The 20,256-nt window shown below is 48.9% G+C and carries 20 protein-coding genes and 1 tRNA gene; 3 read left to right on the top strand and 18 right to left on the bottom strand.

Annotated elements, in window-relative coordinates; translation table 11 throughout:
- Nucleotide 1: 1 nt before the first annotated feature.
- From pflB to hfq, 8 genes are all read right to left on the bottom strand, one after another.
- Complete coding sequence (gene pflB / locus BUB68_RS09900; RefSeq protein ID WP_073090783.1) at nucleotides 2-2,233, bottom strand: formate C-acetyltransferase; 2,232 nt, start codon at nucleotides 2,231-2,233, stop codon at nucleotides 2-4.
- A gap of 125 nt (nucleotides 2,234-2,358) precedes the next feature.
- Nucleotides 2,359-3,975, bottom strand: coding sequence for an MBL fold metallo-hydrolase RNA specificity domain-containing protein (locus tag BUB68_RS09895; RefSeq protein WP_073090780.1), 1,617 nt, complete (start codon nucleotides 3,973-3,975; stop codon nucleotides 2,359-2,361).
- A 103-nt stretch (nucleotides 3,976-4,078) separates the two neighbouring features.
- Nucleotides 4,079-5,152 (bottom strand): DUF871 domain-containing protein, encoded by a 1,074-nt coding sequence (locus tag BUB68_RS09890; RefSeq protein WP_073090777.1) that lies wholly within the window; start codon nucleotides 5,150-5,152, stop codon nucleotides 4,079-4,081.
- Nucleotides 5,152-6,060, bottom strand: coding sequence for an N-acetylmuramic acid 6-phosphate etherase (gene murQ / locus BUB68_RS09885; RefSeq protein ID WP_073090774.1), 909 nt, complete (start codon nucleotides 6,058-6,060; stop codon nucleotides 5,152-5,154). The genes BUB68_RS09890 and murQ overlap by 1 nt, the downstream gene beginning before the upstream one ends.
- Nucleotides 6,061-6,067: 7 nt before the next feature.
- Nucleotides 6,068-7,417: a PTS transporter subunit EIIC gene (locus BUB68_RS09880; RefSeq protein WP_073090772.1), complete on the bottom strand. Its 1,350-nt coding sequence runs from the start codon at nucleotides 7,415-7,417 to the stop codon at nucleotides 6,068-6,070.
- A 12-nt stretch (nucleotides 7,418-7,429) separates the two neighbouring features.
- Entirely contained in the window at nucleotides 7,430-8,779 is a 1,350-nt protein-coding gene (locus BUB68_RS09875) for a replication-associated recombination protein A (RefSeq protein ID WP_081371953.1), read from the bottom strand.
- A gap of 1 nt (nucleotide 8,780) precedes the next feature.
- On the bottom strand, nucleotides 8,781-9,239 hold the full coding sequence (gene dut, locus BUB68_RS09870) for a dUTP diphosphatase (RefSeq protein ID WP_073090893.1): 459 nt from the start codon (nucleotides 9,237-9,239) through the stop codon (nucleotides 8,781-8,783).
- Between the two features lie 64 nt (nucleotides 9,240-9,303).
- On the bottom strand, nucleotides 9,304-9,540 hold the full coding sequence (gene hfq / locus BUB68_RS09865; protein WP_073090767.1) for an RNA chaperone Hfq: 237 nt from the start codon (nucleotides 9,538-9,540) through the stop codon (nucleotides 9,304-9,306).
- Nucleotides 9,541-9,705: 165 nt separating this feature from the next.
- Here hfq and BUB68_RS09860 point away from each other — a divergent pair.
- Nucleotides 9,706-9,780: transfer RNA gene (locus BUB68_RS09860), tRNA-Arg, on the top strand.
- A 732-nt stretch (nucleotides 9,781-10,512) separates the two neighbouring features.
- Here the strand turns inward: BUB68_RS09860 and BUB68_RS09855 are convergent.
- The 4 genes from BUB68_RS09855 to BUB68_RS09835 all read right to left on the bottom strand — a co-directional run bounded on the left by BUB68_RS09855 (nucleotide 10,513) and on the right by BUB68_RS09835 (nucleotide 13,373).
- On the bottom strand, nucleotides 10,513-11,079 hold the full coding sequence (locus BUB68_RS09855) for a recombinase family protein (protein ID WP_073090890.1): 567 nt from the start codon (nucleotides 11,077-11,079) through the stop codon (nucleotides 10,513-10,515).
- Nucleotides 11,080-12,304: 1,225 nt separating this feature from the next.
- Entirely contained in the window at nucleotides 12,305-12,658 is a 354-nt protein-coding gene (locus BUB68_RS09845) for a hypothetical protein (RefSeq protein WP_073090761.1), read from the bottom strand.
- A 155-nt stretch (nucleotides 12,659-12,813) separates the two neighbouring features.
- On the bottom strand, nucleotides 12,814-13,119 hold the full coding sequence (locus tag BUB68_RS09840; protein WP_073090758.1) for a hypothetical protein: 306 nt from the start codon (nucleotides 13,117-13,119) through the stop codon (nucleotides 12,814-12,816).
- 14 nt (nucleotides 13,120-13,133) lie between these two features.
- Nucleotides 13,134-13,373 (bottom strand): hypothetical protein, encoded by a 240-nt coding sequence (locus tag BUB68_RS09835; protein ID WP_143188152.1) that lies wholly within the window; start codon nucleotides 13,371-13,373, stop codon nucleotides 13,134-13,136.
- Nucleotides 13,374-13,538: 165 nt separating this feature from the next.
- Between BUB68_RS09835 and BUB68_RS09830 the strand changes: the two genes are divergently transcribed.
- Nucleotides 13,539-14,090: a helix-turn-helix domain-containing protein gene (locus BUB68_RS09830; protein ID WP_073090753.1), complete on the top strand. Its 552-nt coding sequence runs from the start codon at nucleotides 13,539-13,541 to the stop codon at nucleotides 14,088-14,090.
- A gap of 48 nt (nucleotides 14,091-14,138) precedes the next feature.
- Complete coding sequence (locus BUB68_RS09825) at nucleotides 14,139-15,254, top strand: tyrosine-type recombinase/integrase (protein WP_073090750.1); 1,116 nt, start codon at nucleotides 14,139-14,141, stop codon at nucleotides 15,252-15,254.
- Nucleotides 15,255-15,738: 484 nt separating this feature from the next.
- Here the strand turns inward: BUB68_RS09825 and BUB68_RS09815 are convergent, their stop codons facing one another.
- The 6 genes from BUB68_RS09815 to BUB68_RS09790 all read right to left on the bottom strand — a co-directional run.
- Nucleotides 15,739-16,128 (bottom strand): biotin/lipoyl-containing protein, encoded by a 390-nt coding sequence (locus tag BUB68_RS09815; protein ID WP_014424180.1) that lies wholly within the window; start codon nucleotides 16,126-16,128, stop codon nucleotides 15,739-15,741.
- Between the two features lie 40 nt (nucleotides 16,129-16,168).
- Nucleotides 16,169-16,324 (bottom strand): hypothetical protein, encoded by a 156-nt coding sequence (locus BUB68_RS09810; RefSeq protein WP_014424179.1) that lies wholly within the window; start codon nucleotides 16,322-16,324, stop codon nucleotides 16,169-16,171.
- 27 nt (nucleotides 16,325-16,351) lie between these two features.
- Entirely contained in the window at nucleotides 16,352-17,881 is a 1,530-nt protein-coding gene (mmdA, locus tag BUB68_RS09805; protein WP_073090747.1) for a methylmalonyl-CoA decarboxylase subunit alpha, read from the bottom strand.
- A 251-nt stretch (nucleotides 17,882-18,132) separates the two neighbouring features.
- Nucleotides 18,133-19,047 carry a UDP-N-acetylmuramate dehydrogenase gene (murB, locus tag BUB68_RS09800; protein ID WP_073090745.1) on the bottom strand — a complete coding sequence of 305 codons (915 nt, stop codon included), beginning with the start codon at nucleotides 19,045-19,047 and terminating at the stop codon, nucleotides 18,133-18,135.
- Between the two features lie 38 nt (nucleotides 19,048-19,085).
- Nucleotides 19,086-19,577: a tRNA (uridine(34)/cytosine(34)/5-carboxymethylaminomethyluridine(34)-2'-O)-methyltransferase TrmL gene (gene trmL, locus BUB68_RS09795; RefSeq protein ID WP_073090743.1), complete on the bottom strand. Its 492-nt coding sequence runs from the start codon at nucleotides 19,575-19,577 to the stop codon at nucleotides 19,086-19,088.
- A gap of 533 nt (nucleotides 19,578-20,110) precedes the next feature.
- Nucleotides 20,111-20,256: zinc ribbon domain-containing protein (locus tag BUB68_RS09790; RefSeq protein ID WP_143188151.1), on the bottom strand; the 146-nt coding region annotated here is incomplete at its 5' end.

Raw genomic sequence — 20,256 nt, 5'->3', positions numbered from 1 at the left:
CTTACATTGCTTCGTAGAAGGTACGCTGAATCACTTCCAGCTGGTGCGGACGGTCCAGCTTGATGAAGTTCACGGCATAACCGGACACGCGGATGGTCAGCTGCGGATAATTCTCCGGATGCTCCATAGCATCTTCCAATACCGCTCTGTCCAGCACATTGATATTGATATGATGGGCTTCATAGCCGCTGTAACCATCCAACATCGCCGTAAGGTTCTGTACGCGGATTTCCTCTGTCTTGCCCAGAGCCGAGGGAATCATGGAGAACGTATAGGAGATACCATCCCGGCAGTCAGCATAATCCAGATGGGCAATGGACTTCATCGCAGCCAGCGCCCCGCTCTTATCCCGGCCGTGCATGGGGTTCGCCCCCGGAGCCAGCGGCTCACCGAGCTTGCGGCCATCCGGCGTAGTACCGGTCTTCTTGCCATACATGACATTAGACGTGATGGTCAGGATGGACAGGGTGTGTTCCGCACCGCGATATGCCTTATGTTTTCTGAGTTCTGTGATGAACTCATGCGTCAGCTCATGAGCCAGCTCATCTACGCGGGGATCGTTATTGCCGAATTTCGGGAAGTCACCTTCCACTTGGAAATCCGTAGCTACGCCAAATTCATTGCGGATGGGCGTTACCTTGGCATACTTGATAGCCGACAGGGAATCTACAGCACAGGACAAGCCGGCCACGCCAAAGGCCATCAGACGTTCGATCTTGCTGTCATGGAGGGCCATCTGGCCAGCTTCATAAGCATGCAGGTCATGGGAATAATGAATCACATTCATGGTATTCACATAGAGCTTGGCCAGCCATGCCAACACCTGCGAATACTTATGACGGACTTCTGCATAATCCAGCACCTCGCCCGTCGGCAGAGGGATTTCCGGAGCCAGCTGTTCATTGCTCTTCTCATCCTTACCGCCGTTGATGGCCAGCAGCAGGGATTTTGCCAAGTTGGCACGGGCACCGAAGAACTGCATCATCTTGCCCAGCTTCATGGCGGATACGCAACAGGTGATGCCGTAGTCATCGCCATAAGCCGGACGCATCACTTCATCATTCTCATACTGGATAGCGCTGGTCTTGATGGAAATCTCTGCCGCATATTTCTTGAAGCCAGCTGGCAGGCGCTTGGACCAGAGCACCGTGAGGTTCGGTTCCGGAGAGGGACCGAGGTTTTCCAGCGTATGCAGGATACGGAAGGAGTTCTTCGTGACCAATGTACGGCCATCTTCCCCCATGCCGCCCACGGATTCCGTAACCCAGATGGGATCACCAGCAAAGAGCTCATTGTATTCCGGTGTACGCAGCATGCGCACCATACGCAGCTTGATGACCAGCTGATCCATAAGTTCCTGCGCTTCAGCCTCTGTAATGACACCATTTGCCAAATCACGCTCCATATAGATATCCAGGAACGTGGACACGCGGCCGATGGACATAGCTGCACCATTCTGCTCCTTGACCGAAGCCAGATAGCCGAAATACACCCACTGCACGGCTTCTTTTGCATTCTTCGCCGGTACGCTGATATCAAAACCATAGCTGGCAGCCATGTTCTTGAGGTCATTAAGCGCCTTGATCTGCTGGGCAAGCTCGCTGCGGGCACGCATCTTCTCCGCATCCATAGCACCGCTGAACATCTCTTCCTTGTCCAGCTTCTTCTGCTCCAGCAAGCGGTCTACACCATAGAGCGCTACCCGGCGATAGTCGCCGATGATACGGCCGCGGCCATAAGCATCAGGCAGGCCAGTGAGCAGGCCCAAATGACGCGCCTTGCGCATCTCCGGCGTATAGAGCTCAAATACCGCTTCATTATGCGTCTTCACATGTTTCGAATAGATTTCCGTAATCTCATCACTGACCTTATAACCATAGGCAGCTGCGGCCTGCTGTGCCATGCGCAGGCCGCCGTTGACAATCAGACCGCGTTTCAAAGGTGCATCCAGCTGCAAACCAACGATAGTCTCATGTTCCTTATCGATATAACCCGGTGCATGGGAAATGGTGGTGGAAACCGTCTCGGTATCTACATCCAGCACGCCGCCCTTTTTGCGTTCCTCAGCCAGCAGCTGCTTGCATGTTTCCCAAACTTCTGCAGTGTTGTCCGTAGCAGCGGCGAGGAAGTCTGCTCCCCCTTCGTAAGGCGTGTAGTTCTTCTGGATGAAATCACGCACATCAATCTTTGTCTGCCACTTTCCGGGACGGAATCCCTGCCAAATCTCGTTCATTTAAAAAATCCTCCTGTTTTATTACCTGCTACTAATTATACGCATCCCCCTCTTCTCTGTCAATAAGCCCTATTTGTGCGATATCCTATACAAGATATCGCACAAATAGGGCTTTCATGTGCCGTTCATATATTGAATGGTGCAAAAAGTTTCTTGAGATAATTGAATCCTTTCGTGATGGCCTTCAACAGCGGTTCCATTGTCTTGGGCTGACGAACGGCCAGTTGCAGGACCTTATGACGTAGGTTGCGATACTCTGCATCAAAGATGGCAAGCTGTTCCTCCATTTCCACTTCCACAGATACTTCCGGAATATTGGACGGCTGCAATTCACAAGCCCGGCCATGGATCACTACTGCATCTCCCCGAAATGGAATATAAGCCTCTCCCTGATACTCCTTCTGGATACGGCTCTTCAAGAATTCCTGTCCCTGTGCTTCGCCATGGACAATAAAAATCTTCGCTGGTTTAGGCTTTTGGAAATTATCGATCCATTCCATCAGCTGATTGGTATCCGCATGGGCCGAAAAACCATTCAGTACCTGGATCTGGGCTTTTACAGCCACTTCCTCGCCCATAACCCTGACCCTCTTGATTCCTTCTACCAACCTGCGTCCTAAGCTGCCTTCAGCCTGATAGCCTACAAACAAGATGGTAGATTCCGGCCGCCAGAGGTTGTGTTTCAGATGATGCAGGATACGGCCTGCATCAGCCATGCCAGATGCGGAGATGATGATTGCCGAGCCTTCTGAACTATTGAGTGCTCTCGATTCCTCAGGCGTCTTGCAGATCCTGAGCTGCGGGAATTCCGTCAATCTTTCGCCATTATCACCAAACATCTGAAGCGCTTCTTCATCGAAGTCCTGGAAATTCTTCATAAAAATGCGCGTGGCATTGATAGCCAGGGGACTATCCAGGATGATGGGAATATCACCATCCAGCCGCCCTTGTTTCCAAAGATTATGAAAATAATACAACAAGGTTTGCGTACGACCCACTGCAAAGGAGGGGATAATCACATTGCCGCCCCTGTCCATAGTGTCATTGACAATCTCCAACAATTTGGTCTCTTTGTCATAGAGTTTATGCTGCCTGTCACCATAAGTGGATTCTACCACCAAAAAATCTGCTCCATTGATTATGGCAGGATCTTTGATGATAGGCTGCTTGGGCTGGCCCAAATCCCCTGAAAAGACCAGTTTGGTTGTCTTATCTCCCTCTGTAATCTGCAAGTCCACAATGGCTGAACCGATAATGTGCCCCGCATCAAAGAACTTTATTTTCACATTATCCCCCAACATGAATTCCTGTTCATAGGGTACAGAAACAAAATGCTTCAATGCCTCAGCCGCATCTTCCAAGGAATAGATCGGCTCCACCGGTTCTTCGCCCCGCCGCTGGTTTTTGCGATTGAAGGACTCCGCATCAGATTGCTGGATGAATGCAGAATCCGGAAGCATGATCTGTGCTAAATCACAAGTAGCCTGTGTAGCATACACCGTCCCCTTAAAACCATCTTTTACTAATTTGGGAATCAGTCCGCAATGATCTACATGGGCATGTGTCAAAATCACGGCCTCAATCCCCGCCGGATTAAAAGGGAAATTCTCATAATTCAACTCACGGATCCGCTTTGAACCTTGGAACATCCCGCAATCTACCAAAAATTGCCGTTCCTGCGTTTCCAACAGATAGCAGGACCCCGTCACGGTATGAGCTGCGCCTAAAAATTCCAAACGCATAAAAATCCACTCCTTTCGGATTTATATAGTAATAATTCCGTAAAGAAGTGGATTTTTCCTTCTTTTGTCTTCCTCAGATTGCAGAAAACCCTTTCATCCTGCTTTATCCCCATACAAAAGAGAACTTGCGTCCTGGCGTGATGTATTTCAGCATGAACAGTTCACATTCGGACACCCGGCCCACTACATTCACCCGTGTATCGGGGGGCTGGGATTTTTTGATGATCTGCAGTTCGCCCATATAGCGCAGATAATCCTTGTTATCGATGGTGATGGCTCCCCGCCGGCGCTCCTTGTTATTTTCCGGTTCTACCACCGTCCCCTTCAACAGGCCACGGCTCTCCTGCGCACGGATGGCATCCCGGGCTTCGTCTTCCCGGGCCGTAAAGGTGTGCCGCAGAAGTTCCCGCTGCCCTTCGTCTTCGGTCAGGAAGACAGCCTCTACGGCCACCTCATCGGCACGCAATTTACCCAGAGCCTGCAATTCTGATGGCAAGGGCAGACTGTCACTCAGGAATACCGAATCCATCCCCAAGGCCGCCATATGCCGGGCCGCCCTATCCGTCTGCCACAGGCGATGAGCCTCCAACGTGGACAGGCCTTCAAAGAGAGGGCCACGCTGCTTGCCGTGACTGGGCACGAAGGCGCCCACTTTTATTCCTGCCTGCTTGAGCATGGTATTTTTCTTGCACAGGGCCGACTCGCTAAGCCCCGTCCCCCGACGGGGATAGAAATTATGCAGGGCATCGATATGGGAAAAATCCGTCCCAGCCGCCTGTAAATCCGTTAGTATCTCCTCGGTAATAGTACTGGCGTTGAGCTGCAAGCGGATACCCAGCGTATTATGGCTGAGCTCCGCAATCTGCCCGGCTTCATAACCATAGTCAAGCCGCAAGGTAGTAATCCCCAGCTTCTGGAACGCCTCCAGACTGAATTCCGGCATGTCCAGCATATCCAAAGTCCTCGGAGAAATATCGGAAATGATCTCCATATCGTGTTCTCTGGCGGCCTGCAAGATGGTGGCCAGTTCTTTTTTCAGCACATCCGTGTCGGTTTCGGGAATATGCAGGGATGTGAACACTCGGCGAATGCCACAGGCAGCCGCCGTCTCCAACAGCTGCAGATTCTCCGCCAGCGTATTGTCCAGTCCCGGATACAGCGAAATACCATTTTCCATCAGCTTAACCCCCTCTGCCGCAAAGCTGCACCCAAATGGCCCTGAGCCTTGGCCAAAGCTGCCTGACCCGTGGCAAAATCCGTCCCCGTCAGATGGATAAAGATGGCCAATTTGGCATTGCCCTGTGCTTCTGCAAGCGCCGCGATGCTCTCCTCCCGGCTGCAGCCCGTGGCCTCCATCACGATGCGCCGTGCCCGTTCCTCCAATTTCTTGTTGGAGGTTTTGACATCCACCATCAGATTGCCATAGACCTTGCCCAACTTGATCATGGTACCTGTGGACAGCATATTGAGCACCAATTTCTGTGCCGTGCCCGCCTTCATGCGCGTGGAACCTGTAACCACCTCCGCCCCGGTAACAGGCGTCAGCACGATATCGGCAAAGGCACCGATGGCAGGTTCTGGCGAACAGGCCAGAGCAATCGTCGCCGCACCTGTTTCCTGCGCATATTGCAGGCCGCCAATGACATAAGGCGTGCGCCCGGAAGCAGCGATTCCCACCAGTACATCCTCAGCTGAAAAATCCCTTTCCTGCAAATCCTTCTGCGCCAGCTCCGGGCTGTCTTCAGCCCCTTCCTGCGCCTTGAAGATAGCCGGGATTCCCCCAGCTATCAGCCCCTGCACCAGTTCCGGCTCCACACCGTAGGTGGGCGGGCATTCCGAAGCATCGAGAATGCCCAGCCGCCCGGAGGTGCCAGCTCCCATATAAAAGAGCCGCCCGCCCTTGGATAGCCTGTCCGTTATCACGTCCACGGCGCTGGCAATTTCCGGCAGGATTTTTTCCACCGCCAATGCAACCTTCTGATCTTCCTCATTGATAACCTGCAGCATGGCTAACGTGGATAATTCATCGATATGGGTCGTGGCCGGATTGCGTTTTTCTGTACTTAATTTCTGCAAATCTATCATGAAATGATTACGACTCCCTTTCTTCAGCGGGGTCATCGAACCCCAACAGATAGGTGGCGATAAACCCAGCAATATAGGCAATCAGGATTCCCAATAAGTAAATCGGAATGTTATTGGTCGTCCCCGCCAAAGGCAAACCGGAAATCCCCATAGCCGAAGCACCGACCATGAAATGTGCCTGCACAGCACCGCCAAAGGCACCACCGATGCAAGCACCAATGAAAGGACGTCCTAAAGGCAGGGTAACGCCATAAATCAAAGGTTCACCGACACCCATCAGACCAACGGGCAAAGCCGAGGCCACGGTTTTCCGGAGGAATTGATTCTTGCTCTTGACATAGACCGCTACCGCCGCGCCTACCTGACCAGCCCCTGCCATGGCCAGGATTGGCAGCAGGATGGTCACGCCATACTGGGCAATCAAATCCGCATGGATAGGCGTCAGAGCCTGATGTATGCCCATCATCACCAGCGGCAGCCACATCCCAGCCAAGATGAAGCCCACCACAGCACCGCCGGAACCCACTGCTCCCGTGGCCGCCGTTCCGATAGCGGTGGAAATCATGCCGCCTAAAGGCTGCAGGACAAAAATCGCCGCCATGCCAGCTAACAGGAAGGAAAGCAACGGCGTCAGGAACAAGTCAAAAATCGTCGGCACCAAACGATGCAGATGCTTTTCGAGCCAGGCCCCAATAAAGGCCACCAATATCACGGCAATCACGCCGCCCCGGCCAGGAACCAGTTTATCCCCGGCGATGGTAACATTGGCCAGCCCCGGATGGCTGATCAAGGCCGCAAGTGCCCCGCCCAAGATGGGCGTGCCGCCAAAGACCTTGGCCGCATTATAACCCACGAAGAGGTTCATGCCCCAGAACACCGCATTGCCTGCCACTGCCGCCAGCTGCCAGATGGGCGAAGCCGTTACCTCTGGCGAGATTTTCGCCATAACGCCCAAGATGCCAGTGAGCAGACCACAGGCGATAAATCCCGGAATCAGCGGCACAAAGATGCCAGCAATCTTTTTGAGCATCAATTTTGCCGGCGTGGCATTGCGCTGCCGAATCTGCTGATGCAGTTCCTTGCCGTCACCGATTTTCGGTTTAGGGCTGTCCCCCAGCAGTTCATTGACCACAGCTGTTACCTGCGTGGCCGTTCCCGGCCCCAGGATGATATGCAGTTCTTCCTCAGCATCATGGATTCCCATGACCCCCGGCACATTCTTGACAGCCGCTAGCAGTGCCTCGTCCTTCTGCTTCAGCTGCACCCGCAGCCGCGTCATGCAATTATAGGCATGGGTGATATTCTCCCGGCCGCCTAATATCGCAAATAACTTTTTCCCCAACTCGTCATGCTTCATTCATTACACTCCCTAAAACCGCTTGGGCCAGCACTGGCGCAGATAATCCCCCATGCGCTTTTCCTGGCCGTTGTCACTTGGTTGATAGTAATGGGCGCCTTGAATTTCCTTGGGCAAATAAACCTGCTCCGTAAAATGCCCCGGATAGTCATGGGGATAGATATACTCCGTCCCATGACCAAGTTTGGCCGCTCCCTTATAATGCGCATCCCGCAGATGCAGGGGCACCGCTCCACAGTTCCTGCTGCGCACATCCTGCAGAGCCGCATCAATGGCCATATAAGCCGCATTGCTCTTGGGTGCCGAAGCGATATAACTCACTGCCTGCCCCAGAATGATCCGGGCTTCCGGCATGCCCACGAACTGTACGGCATTGGCCGCATTCATAGCCAGCACCAGCGCCATGGGATCGGCATTGCCCACATCCTCCGACGCACAGATGACCACGCGGCGGGCAATGAACTTCACATCTTCCCCGGCAGCGAGCATCCGTGCCAGATAATGCAGTGCCGCATCCGGATCGCTCCCTCGCATGCTCTTGATGAAGGCCGACACCGTATCGTAATGGTTGTCTCCAGTCTTATCATAGCGCTGTACCCGCTGGCCGAGAATCTCCTGCACCATGTCCAGCGTGATTTCTCCGCCTGTAAGCGGCAGCATGGAAGCCGTGCCTTCAAGGATGTTCAGCGCCATGCGGGCATCACCGCCAGCCATCTGTGCCATGGCCAGCATCACCTCATCACTGACGGTTATCGCCTGGGTTCCCAGTCCCCGCTCTTTATCCGTCAATGCCTGCCGCAAGATCTTGACCAACTGCCCATCAGTAAGCTGATAGAGCCGTACAATCCGCACTCTCGAAAGCAGCGCATGATTGACCTCAAAGAACGGATTTTCCGTAGTGGCACCAATCAGGATCAGCCGCCCATCCTCCACATAGGGCAGCAGCACATCCTGCTGGCTCTTGTTGAAACGATGGATTTCGTCGATGAACACAATCGTGCGCTTCTGATAAAACTTCCGGGCCTCATCCGCTTCTTTGACAATCTGCCGGATATCGCCGATGCCTGCGGCCACCGCATTGAGCTTCTTGAACTCACTGCCTGTCATGCCCGCAATCATCTGAGCCAAAGTGGTCTTCCCTGTGCCCGGCGGCCCATAGAAAATCATGGAGGAAATCTGGTCTTTCTCAATCATCTGCCGCAGGAAACGGCCGCCGCCCACTGCCTCCTGCTGACCGATGAACTCCTGGAAATTGCGCGGACGCATCCGCTGGGCCAGGGGTGCAAACCGCTGCCCTGCCCCGCTGGCACTGCCACTGTTGCTGGCCGCTGCGGCCGAAAATAAATCAAGTTCCTCTGCCATCTCAATCACCTGTACCCGTAGAGCCAAAACCGCCCTGACGCTGCGCACCGACACCTGCCGTATCATCATCTATGGTCAGATAAGACAGGAAAATCCCCTGAGCAATCCGGTCACCCTTATGAATCTGGAAATCCGCCTGCCCCAGGTTGGTCAGTGCCACCATGATATGACCTTCATTGTCCGGATTGTCATAATAATCCGCATCGATAATGCCCACACTGTTGCTCAAGATCAACTGATGCTTAACGGCCATGCTGGAACGGATGTTAAGGGTCAAAACCTCGCCAGCCTGCATATAGGCTTTCAGCCCCGTAGCTGCCAGAACCGTCCCGCCAGCCTTGATTGTTATATCTTCCGCTGCCTCTATATCATAGCCAGCACTGGCTGCAGTCTTCCTCTGCGGTAAATGGATATCCTTTTCCCGCCAACTGCTGACAACCTCAAAACCTCGTAATTTCATGCAAAACTCCCTCAAACCATCAATGAAAAAGCCTTCCCCGCTGGGGGGAAGGCCCGTTTTCAACTCAACCTTCTTCTTTTGCCGCAAAATTCACAGGCTTGGCCGGCGTAATGGTAGAAATTGCATGCTTATAAACCATCTGCTGCTTCCCTAAAACGTCGAGAACTACTGTGAAATTATCAAAACCTTTTACTTTGCCTTTAATTTGAAACCCATTGACGAGGTGAATGGTTACTTCAATATTTTCCTTCCGCACCTGATTGAGGAATGTGTCTTGTAAGTTAATCGCTTTTACTGGCATAAATAACCCCTCCATGTGATATACGATTCATTCTGTATCCCCTGTCATTATATCATATCTCACCTTATCTGTCCCGAATAAAGGAATTTCCAAAAAAATTTAAGCAAACTTGTCCATTAGTATTGACAAATCAATAATATGTATGCTATCATAATACCTGTTGTTGCGCTCGTAGTCCAGTGGATAGGACGTTAGCCTCCGGAGCTGAAAGCGTGGGTTCGACTCCCGCCGAGCGCACCATTTATGCGGTTTCCCGTGATTCGTCAAAATCAGTCACGGTTTATAAAATACGATATTTTGTTGAAATTCGATGTGACCTAAATGTGACCTAAGAAGTCAGTGAATTGTAAGGGATTGAGTTTTATACACCTGTGTACTTCATAGTATGCAGGTGTTTTTTATTGTATAAAATAGTTTCCACACTTGTGTGGAACAATGTTCCCACCCAAAGGGGCAAAGTCAATCCCAAAATGGGAATGTGATGCCGTGGGTAAGATTGTTACCTACGGAAAATTTCGCTGCTAAATTTTCAGCAACCAAAAAGGTGTGGCCAAAATTGGCGATACCAAGGGTATTACCAACCTTAATACCGTTAAGGTTCGTAGCGGAATTTTCCGCCGTCAAAAACTTTCAATATACCGTCGTTACGCACGGTCAACCATGCCCCCACCAAAGCTATAAATGTTCCCGCCATTGGTAGAAAAAATCGCACCCATGCCCCTGTGATGTACAGAAATAAGCCCTATACGCCCTGTGACCTCCTGTAAGCCTGTACAAGCCATTTTAGACCACCGTACAACACTTTATATACCCATGCACCTATAACGCCCTTGTAGCCAGTTTATGACGTTCATATTTTACCAGAGCATAACAAAGCCCCCTGCCGTGATTGACAGGGGGTAAATTTGTATGTTCAAAGTTTCAGTAGCAACCAGAATACACCGATTGTAACGCAAATAATATGTATCATTGTCAGCCCTCCTTTTCCTCTTTAATCCATTTATAAAGCAGGGAACGGCTTATCCCGCATTTGTTCGCCAAGGATACCGCCGTTAGTTCCCTTTGCCTATACTGGTTATACAATTCTTTCCAGTTGTCGGGCTTCGGTGTAATGGGCTTACTAAACTTGCCTTGTGCCTTTGCTATTGCTATGCCCTCCGCTTGCCGTTCCTTTATCATGTCACGTTCAAACTGTGCTATGCCCTGCATGAATGTAACCATCAGTCGCCCTTGCGGTGTCGAAGTATCAAAGTTTTCCTTAAGACTTACCACGGTCACGCCCTTTTCTTCCAGTTCGTGAACCAGGTTCAATAAGTCCCTTGTGTTCCTAGCAAGCCTTGAATAGGACTCAATGTATACCTTGTCCCCTTCTCGTACATAATCAATCATTGCAGCCAGTTGAGGGCGTTGTCTGTCTTTGCCGCTTATGTGTTCCTCAAAGACTTTATCAAGGTGTATTCCTTTTTCGCAAAAGTCTGCGAACTGTCTGCCTGTGTTTTGTTCGGCGGTTGATACTCGTACATAACCGATGTTTGCCATTGCCATGACCTCCTTTTCTTTGACCTTATAATACCACATGTGTATTTTGAAGTCAATAACATCGTGAAACATTTGTATATTTATTTTGTTTTTGACTTTGATAAACATAGTTGAGGCCATGTCAAAATATGTATTTTCAAGTATACTTCAATGCACAGTCTTTCGCTGCTGAAAATTTGTATACTCCTGATACCAACAATCTTTGTACCAGAGCCGCCTGCGAAACTTCTTTACCGTACAAAAAATAAGCCCTATACGCCCTGTGACCGCCTGTGAGCCTGTGTAAGCCTTTTTTGCTACCGTGCTATACCTTGTATATACCCTGCCTTGCATAAGTACGTTACAGGGCGTTACGGGGGCGTTGTTGTACCATGTGTGTATCAATAGTCCTGCCCCAGTAATGACAAGGGATAACGATTGATAACCGCAACTAAAATATGGTGTTTCCGTGGTATCGTGCCATAGGGAAAACAAGAAACAATGTACTGACCTGTGGAGAAGATTGTTCCCCACGGAACTTTTCACGGATTCCCCAAAAGTCCACCGTCAGACCTGACCACTACATTGTAGTCATCAGCTTTTCAAAGATACCAAAACGGTACTTTTACTCATTTTTGAGTGTATCTTAGTTATAGCCTTGTGGGGGACATGAGCCCAATTTTGGGCACATCATAGTAATACATAGATAACCAAAGCACCAGCCAGGGAGGGAAAAGAAAAAGGTTTCACACGGTTATATGCGCCCCAGCGCAACGAGCGAAGCGAGGGGGAGGGGGACTAACATTGTTAGTCGCTTGGTTTCCGTTGGTCTGTACGGTTTTTCTATGAAATTCAATGAAGGGTAAACATTGTTATACCATAGCCCCTACCGTGTGATACTAACGCCCAACCAAGGAAAAGCAATGCCCCTGCCCCCTTCACGGGGTACACCTACCGGTGTTTTGTTGCCTATCGGCAAGTATTTTTCTTTGTATTATCCTGTGATACTCCATAGAATAACCATAGTAATCCCTATACCCACCGATGTACAAGTTTTATGTTCGGGTTTGCCCTCCATAAAATAAGATAGACAAAGTAATAAAAAATAACCGTCTTTCCTTACTTGCACAAGGGATTCGACGGTTTTTCTGGGTTGACTCAAAAGAAACTTTTCCTTAAAAATGTTTACATATAAGAAACTATTTACTTTCCCCATAGGAAACTTTTATCCTTTGCAACCCTAATATTAAACTTTTTCTTTGAATATGGGCATATTTTTCATGTCCTCTATGGTAAGTTCTGCTTTGGTGGTGGCTATAGCAGGGTTCAAATAATAACATTGCTTACCATTAGTCTGTCCTTTTGCTATAACGCCTATATTTTCTAATTCTGAATATATTTTACTAATGCGACTTTTGCTCACGCCCAATGTTTCAGCTATATAGCATTGAGGCACCGGCTTACTGTTATTGCGGAACATTATTGCATTATTCCCGCGCAGATTATTATTTTGAATTAGTAGTAACAGAACTTTGCAGGCTCCCGGCGATAATGCTTTTATAATGTCCTTAGGTGCAGTGTACTTTGTGAATTTAGTCATACGGTTAAACCTCCTAATTGACCCTAGAAGGGCTTTTTCTACTTTGCCCTATACCATGTATACCCTTATGGGTACACAACGCTTACAGGCGATTCTGAACGTTCATTTTTTCATAGATAGACCAAAGCCCCCACCAGAAGCAGGGGCGAGCGGTATTATCCATATATTTTTTCGGTAATACCCATGCACATTAAAATATTAGCCTTAAAAGTTTCCTCGTCAATAAAATTACCTCTCTTTGCTAAGCACACCAGTTTATCAAGCGCTTCCGTGAGATAATCAAATTCATATCTAGGAATACTTACCTTCTCATTCATTTCTTCAAATGAAGAATATTCCATCCTATCAGGAAAAAGAATTCCTAACTTAGCTACTTCGGGCAACTCTTTTTCTAATGCTTTTAATGTTATCGGTGTTTCTTTTGTAAAATTGCGTGTTACAAAATCATAAATTTTTCCCATGTGTCATTTCTCCTTTACATAGTCACCGCTATATCGTTCAACCTGTGACCAATGAAGCGCAAGGGCAGAGCGAAGTCCTCCCGGTCACTAAGGCTACCCATGATACCCGTCATAGATTCCACGGCGGCTTTTTCGTCACTCTCATTCATCTGTATAGCTATGGTGTTTAGGCAATCCATAAGCCATACTAATCGTCCACCTTGCTTGCCTTTGTATCCCTCCACGGCTATACAGTCAGCAACCAGGGATACCACTTCTAGTTCTTCTTTGTCAATACCTTCAGTCCTTTTAAAATCATATTCCGCCAACCGACAATTATTATAATATCATTACATGCCAACAAAATCAATATCTGACAATAAGTATTTTACATAAATCTTTTATCGTGATATAATCAAAAACAGAAAGGGGGCCTTGATATGAGCCTAAAGGATAACTTGAAGAAGTGTAGGGAATCGACAGGGTACACGGCAAAGCAATTTGCTACCCTTGCGGGGATTCCATACCAGACCTATGTAAACTATGAAACCAAAGGCACATGGACAAGTGAAGAAAATTTATACAAAATAGCTGAAACCCTTAATGTTTCCTTTGATGTACTCTTAGGAAGAAAAATAGATTGGTTCAAATACTATGTAAAGAAATTCAATGTTGACGGTATAGGAACTATCAAAGAGGGTAAACACGGTAAGGTTTTAGTAACCCTTAATATTCTTGATTCCCCGCCATTTGCCCCGGCGGTTATTATGACCAGAGAAGAATTTGTCGAACTTTGCAAGGGGGCAGAAAAAGAGCCAAGGAATTTTCACAACGACATAAAACCGCCATTTATTAACCTGTATGCCCGTGGGTGCTATGAACGTAACCAAAGCCCTGTTCTTATGCCCCCAGAGATTCCAGAATTTGAGGAAGTAGAGTATAACCCAAATGAGGATATAGACTATGAAGCGTTTGAGGTTCAACCAAAGTAACAGGCGTGTAAAACTCAATCCCTTACTATGTGAAGGGAAGGAAAAACAATGCAAACAGATTACAAATACATTACATACAGGGAAGAAAAAAGGCTCTATGCGGTTAGAATGACGGTAAACGGGGAAAAGGTGTATAAATCTTTTGTCAGCCTTGAAACCGCCATAAGCTACCGCAATATGTTGCTTGTAAAGAGAACAAGGAGCAGGGTAACGGAACATTTTGACCATGTGCCACGCCTTAATGAAGCCGTTGAGATATTCATAGAACGGCGGTACAGAGCCAAGGTTAAGCCCTCTACCCTCTATAACTTCCAAGTGTTTGCACGAAAAATAGGCGGTATATTGGGCAATGTACAGATTGACCATATAGACCACCAGTTATGGCAAGATGTTTTATTGTCGGTACAGGAACAACGGCAGAATAGCAAGGAACACATACGGGCAGGGATACGGCGGTTTCGTGCCATGTATGCCTATTTCGTAGAACAGGGGGCAATAGAAGAAAATCCCCTGTTATATCACATAGACCTGCATAAGACACCTATAAGCAAGCGCAGGGCGTTTACACAGGCAGAGAAAAGGAAATTCCTTGCAGCGGCAAAAAGCTATTCTCAAAAATGGTACTTCTTGTTTTTCATGTATTTTCAAACCGGATGCCGTAGGGGCGAACTTGTAGCCCTAAAATGGGAGGACGTGGATTTTCTCAACCAGCGTATAAGCATTAACAAAGCCATCTGCCGGGGGGATGACAACGGCCTGTATACGGAATTTGTAGGGGAAACGAAAACGCCCGAGAGTGTTCGCCTTATTCCTATATCTGACCAAGCAATAAAGGTACTAAAGGAAAACTTCGATAAATACAAGCCCTTACCGAGCAGCTATGTATTTAAGCCCAAAGTATATTCAAAGCTGCCGTGGGTGTCCCTATCAAGTGTCAACAATGCTTTTGCCATTATTCGACGATTAGCTAACATTGACGAAAAATTGACCTTGCATTGTGTTCGTCATACGTTCGCCACGGAACTAATCGCCGGGGGCGTTGATATACCAACGGTACAAAGATTAGGCGGATGGAGCACTCCAAAGACATTGCTATACGTCTATGCACATAGCACCGATGAGGCCGCTACTAAGGCCATGCAAAAGGTAATTTTTTCGATGTGACCTAGATGTGACCTGTGATTTTGTCATAAGTCAGACGGTGTATAAGCATTGCTAATCCATACATAGGGCTTATGACAACTTATCATTATCGGTAAATTGCAATCAAAGCTGCCCACATTGCTTGACACCAAAGAATGAACCGTGTATAGCATAGGTAGACTGTGAACGGAGCTGTAGTCCAGTGGATAGGACGTTAGCCTCCGGAGCTGAAAGCGTGGGTTCGACTCCCGCCGAGCGCACCATTTTTGTATCTTCCCGTGATTCGTCAAAGTCAGTCACGGTTTATAAAATGCGATATTTAGTAAAAAGCAGGTTGACCAAAAGTTGACTTAGGAATGAGAAACACCCTCTTGACGGAGGGTGTTTTTGTTTCTTTCACACATATGATCCATGCTACCTTATCTCACACTGCAAAAAGAAATGATCTTCTTCTATAACAAAAAAGAGGCTGATTCCAGCCTCTTTTTTTCATGCATTAATTCAATCAACCCAGGATAACCAAGGATTCATGAGCTTTTACGCTCTGGCCAGCAGCCACATTGAAGCTCTTGACGACGCCGTCAGCATCTGCTGCGATTTCATTCTGCATCTTCATAGCTTCGAGAATCAGCAGCGTTTCGCCAGCTTTGACAGCCTGACCTTCGCTAGCTACGAGCTTCACAATCTTGCCCGGCATCGGAGCATCGATGGAATGCTCACCAGCGCCAGCGGCTACAGCAGCCTTCTTCGGAGCTGCCGGTGCAGCCGGTGCTGCAGGAGCCGGTGCTGCTTTCGGTGCAGCCGGAGCAGCTTTCGGAGCTGCAACAGCGGATTTCACTTCTTCGACTTCTACTTCATAAGCCGTACCATTAACCGTGATATTGAACTTTTTCATTCGTTATTCCCCCATAGTAGATTTGTCGCGATAACAAGCATCAGAACGGGCGAGCCAGGCCGCCGCGGGCAGACAGAGCCCAGACATCACTGCGCTTGATGCGTACAGCAATGACCTTGTTACCCATCATCATCTGGACAGCAGCGGTAATAGCTGCTACCACTTCTGGCGAAGCGCCATTTGCTTCAGTTTTCATGGTAAAAGACCTCCGAAAAATTACAGCTTAGAGCGGAATGCACCCGTGTTTCTTAGCCGGGCCAACTTCACGCTTGCTGGCAAGAGCATTCAGGGCCGTAATGATGTAAGGACGCGTTTCCTTCGGCTCAATGACCATATCAACATAACCGCGTTCAGCAGCTACATACGGCGTAGCGAAGTTGTCCACATATTCTGCCGTCTTGGCATCCTTGTCCGGATCCTTGCGGAAGATGATGTTGGCTGCACCAGCCGGACCCATAACTGCGATTTCGGACGTCGGCCAAGCCATAACCTGGTCAGCGCCGAGTTCACGGCAGCACATAGCGATATAGGAACCGCCATACGCTTTACGCGTGATGACCGTAACCTTAGGTACAGTAGCCTCACTGTATGCGTAAAGCATCTTAGCACCGTGACGGATGATGCCATTGTATTCCTGATCGACGCCCGGCAGGAAGCCCGGTACATCAACGAGGTTGACAAGAGGAATATTGAACGCATCACAGAAGCGGATGAAACGTGCAGATTTATCCGATGCATCAACATCAAGACAGCCAGCCATCACACTCGGCTGATTGGCGATGATACCAACGCTGCGGCCATCGAAACGGGCAAAGCAGCAGATGATGTTCGTGGCAAAGTGCTCATGCACTTCATAGAATTCACCATTATCAACGATAGAACGGATAACGTCCTTCATATCATACGGCGCATTCGGATTGTCCGGAATAACCGTGTTCAGGCTTTCATCCTGACGGTCCGGATCGTCACCGGTTTCCACAACCGGTGCATCCTCCATGTTATTGGAGGGCAGGAAGGACAGCAGGTAACGAATCTGCTGGATGCAGTCGTCTTCATCTTCAGCTGCGAAATGTGCTACACCACTGCGAGTGTTGTGCGTCATTGCGCCGCCGAGAGCTTCTGCCGTCACTTCTTCAGCCGTAACGGATTTGATAACCGCCGGACCGGTGATAAACATTTGGCTGGTGTTCTTGACCATGTAAATGAAGTCCGTGATTGCTGGGCTATATACAGCACCGCCTGCGCATGGCCCCATGATAACGGAAATCTGCGGAATTACACCGGAAGCCGCCGTGTTGCGGAAGAAAATACCACCATAACCGGACAGGGCATCTACAGCTTCCTGAATACGCGCACCGCCGGAATCATTGATGCCGATGCAGGGAGCACCCATCTTCATGGCCAAATCCATTACCTTCCAAATCTTATGGGCATGCTTTTCACCCAGGGAGCCACCCTCAACCGTGAAATCCTGAGCATAAGCATAAACCAGACGGCCGTCAACCGTGCCGTAACCGGTTACTACGCCTTCGCCCGGGAGCTCTTTCTTTTCCTGGCCGAAGTTGGTGCAACGATGTTTCATGAACATATCCAGTTCCACAAAGGTGCCCTCATCAAAGAGCTTGGCGATACGCTCACGCGCCGTCTGCTTACCTTTGGCATGCTGCTTCTCAATGCGGGCCGCACCGCCGCCCTGCATGATATGTTCTTTCTTAGCATGCATTAAATCGATTTTCTCTTGAACAGTAGCCATTGTATACCTCCTATGACGGTTTTTTACACTACCGTGTCACAAAGTATATTATAGTCTATGTCGACTATAAAATCCAGCTATTTTAGGTTAAATATTTTTTATTTAGCCTTTTTTCCTTACGATATCCAACAAAATCAACCGAAAAATCCACAAAATTCTTACTGGAACATGTAAAAAAAGGCAACGAGCATAAAAAACTGTGAAAAAGTTTCCTGCCGGTTGCTTTCTCACAGTTTCGCGCGACGTTTATTTTATTTTTCGCCAATCATCCGGACTTCCGGCTGCAGTTCTACGCCATGGGCATCTTTGACGCGCTTCTGCACTTCATGGATGAGGTTTACCACATCAGCTGCCGTAGCGCCGCCTTTGTTTACCACGAAACCAGCATGTTTGGTGGATACCTGGGCACCACCTACGGTTAACCCCTTCAATCCTGTCTGATCAATAAGCGTCCCAGCAAAGTAGCCTTCAGGACGTTTGAAGGTGCTGCCAGCACTGGGCATCTCCAAAGGCTGCTTGCTTTCCCGCCGGTTGGTATAATCAGCAATGCCGGCCCGGATTTCCGCCTCATTGCCGGGGGTGAGTTCCAGTTCTACTTCCACAATCGCCTCACCATTGCTCTGGAAAATGCTGTGACGATAACCCAGTTCCAGCTCATTCAGCGTGTAGGTCTTGATCTCACCCTCGCGGGTAACAGCGTGGACAAGCTTGACCACGCTCTTGGTCTCACCGCCATAGGCGCCGGCATTCATGAATACTGCTCCGCCAATGCTTCCCGGAATGCCGCAGGCAAATTCCATGCCGGCAAGGCTGTGCTGGGCAGCGGCCTCAGCTACATCCTTCAGCAAAGCACCGGCCCCTGCTGTCATTTTCGTGCCTTCCACCTTGATGTCCGCAATGGTATCGGCAAAATTCACCACTACCCCACGGATGCCCTTGTCCCGCACGAGCATATTGGAACCATTGCCCACGAAAGTCAGAGGCAGTTCATATTTCTTGACCAACTGGAGAATCTTCTGCGTTTCCTCCAGACTGGCCGGTTTCAGCAGGCAGTCAGCAGGGCCGCCAATCTTAAAGGTGGTATGCTCGCTCATGGGAGCGTCCAGCATGATTTGTTCCGGCTGGAGGAATTCACGGCATGCCGCCAGGAATTTTTCGTTTATCATGATTGCTTTCTCTTCCTATCTTCTTTGCTTTGATGTTCTTACTTTTTCCACATGCGCAGGCCCGGGCCGGTTTCTGCCAGCTGGCCAAAATCCAACTGCCGCAGGGCTTCATAGGCCACCACTGCCACGGCATTGGACAGGTTCAGTGAACGGGCATCCTCAATCATGGGAATGCGCACGCAGGAATCCCAATGCTCATTCAATATTTCCTCGGGGATTCCTGCCGACTCCTTGCCAAAGACCAGCATATCCTCAGAAGTATACTGGACTTCTGTATGGGCATGAGGCGCTTTCGTGGAACAGTAGTAGAAATTATGGTCCGGATACTTTTCCAACACTTCGGCAAAATTCTCATGGTAATGAACCTTGACCAGATGCCAGTAGTCCAAGCCAGCTCGTTTCAAATGCTTGTCATCCGTCGAAAAGCCCAAGGGCTTGACCAGATGGAGTTCAATGCCGGTAGCGGCACAAAGTCGGGCAATATTGCCCGTATTGCCGGGGATTTCCGGCTCTATCAATACAATATGCAATCTCGTACACCTCGAATTTTTTTCAACGCCCCTATTATAGCGAATTATAACCAAAAGGGCAATAAAACTCTGCAAATCCCACAAAAAAAAGCGAATCCATTGCTAACGCACCTCACTCCCCATGGACGCTGGTTGACCTATCGGATACGCATTATGGGATAAAAGCAAAAACAGGCAGCTTGACTTGTCAACATTTGACAAGTCAAACTGCCCATTTGAATTATTTTCTCTCAGCCTTATTCGTGGATGGTCAGAAAACCTTTCCCACCATAAACCACATACGCTGCTTGCTGTCGGCATCCTGAGAGTCCTTTGCCAATAATTATATTGGTATAATTCTCCAGCCAGAGGGAAAATCCTCTATATTTATATATCGAATTTTTCCGCCGCTGCGTGAACGTACCCCCGCCTATAGAGGCGGGAGCTTCCTGCTTCAACGAGAACAGCACTGCATACTCCGAAGAGTTGCGGCGACTTATACTCTCTCCACAGGCGTAGATTCCCGTGCGACCCACGGTATTTTATGAGTTACGTCAGGCAGATATTCGCCTAGCTTCTTCTCGAATGTTTATTGCGGCGTTCTTGTCACGGTTATGGTGACTACCACACTTAGGGCAATCCCACTCCCGCACTGATAAGTCTCTGGTTTCATTATTTTGGTAGCCGCAAACATGGCACA

The organism is Pseudoselenomonas ruminantium (assembly GCF_900142515.1).
In the GTDB taxonomy this organism is placed as follows: Bacteria; Bacillota; Negativicutes; order Selenomonadales; family Selenomonadaceae; genus Selenomonas_A; species Selenomonas_A ruminantium_D.
Note: the sequence above shows the minus strand (reverse complement) of the source record. Positions and strands in the feature narration are given on the sequence as shown.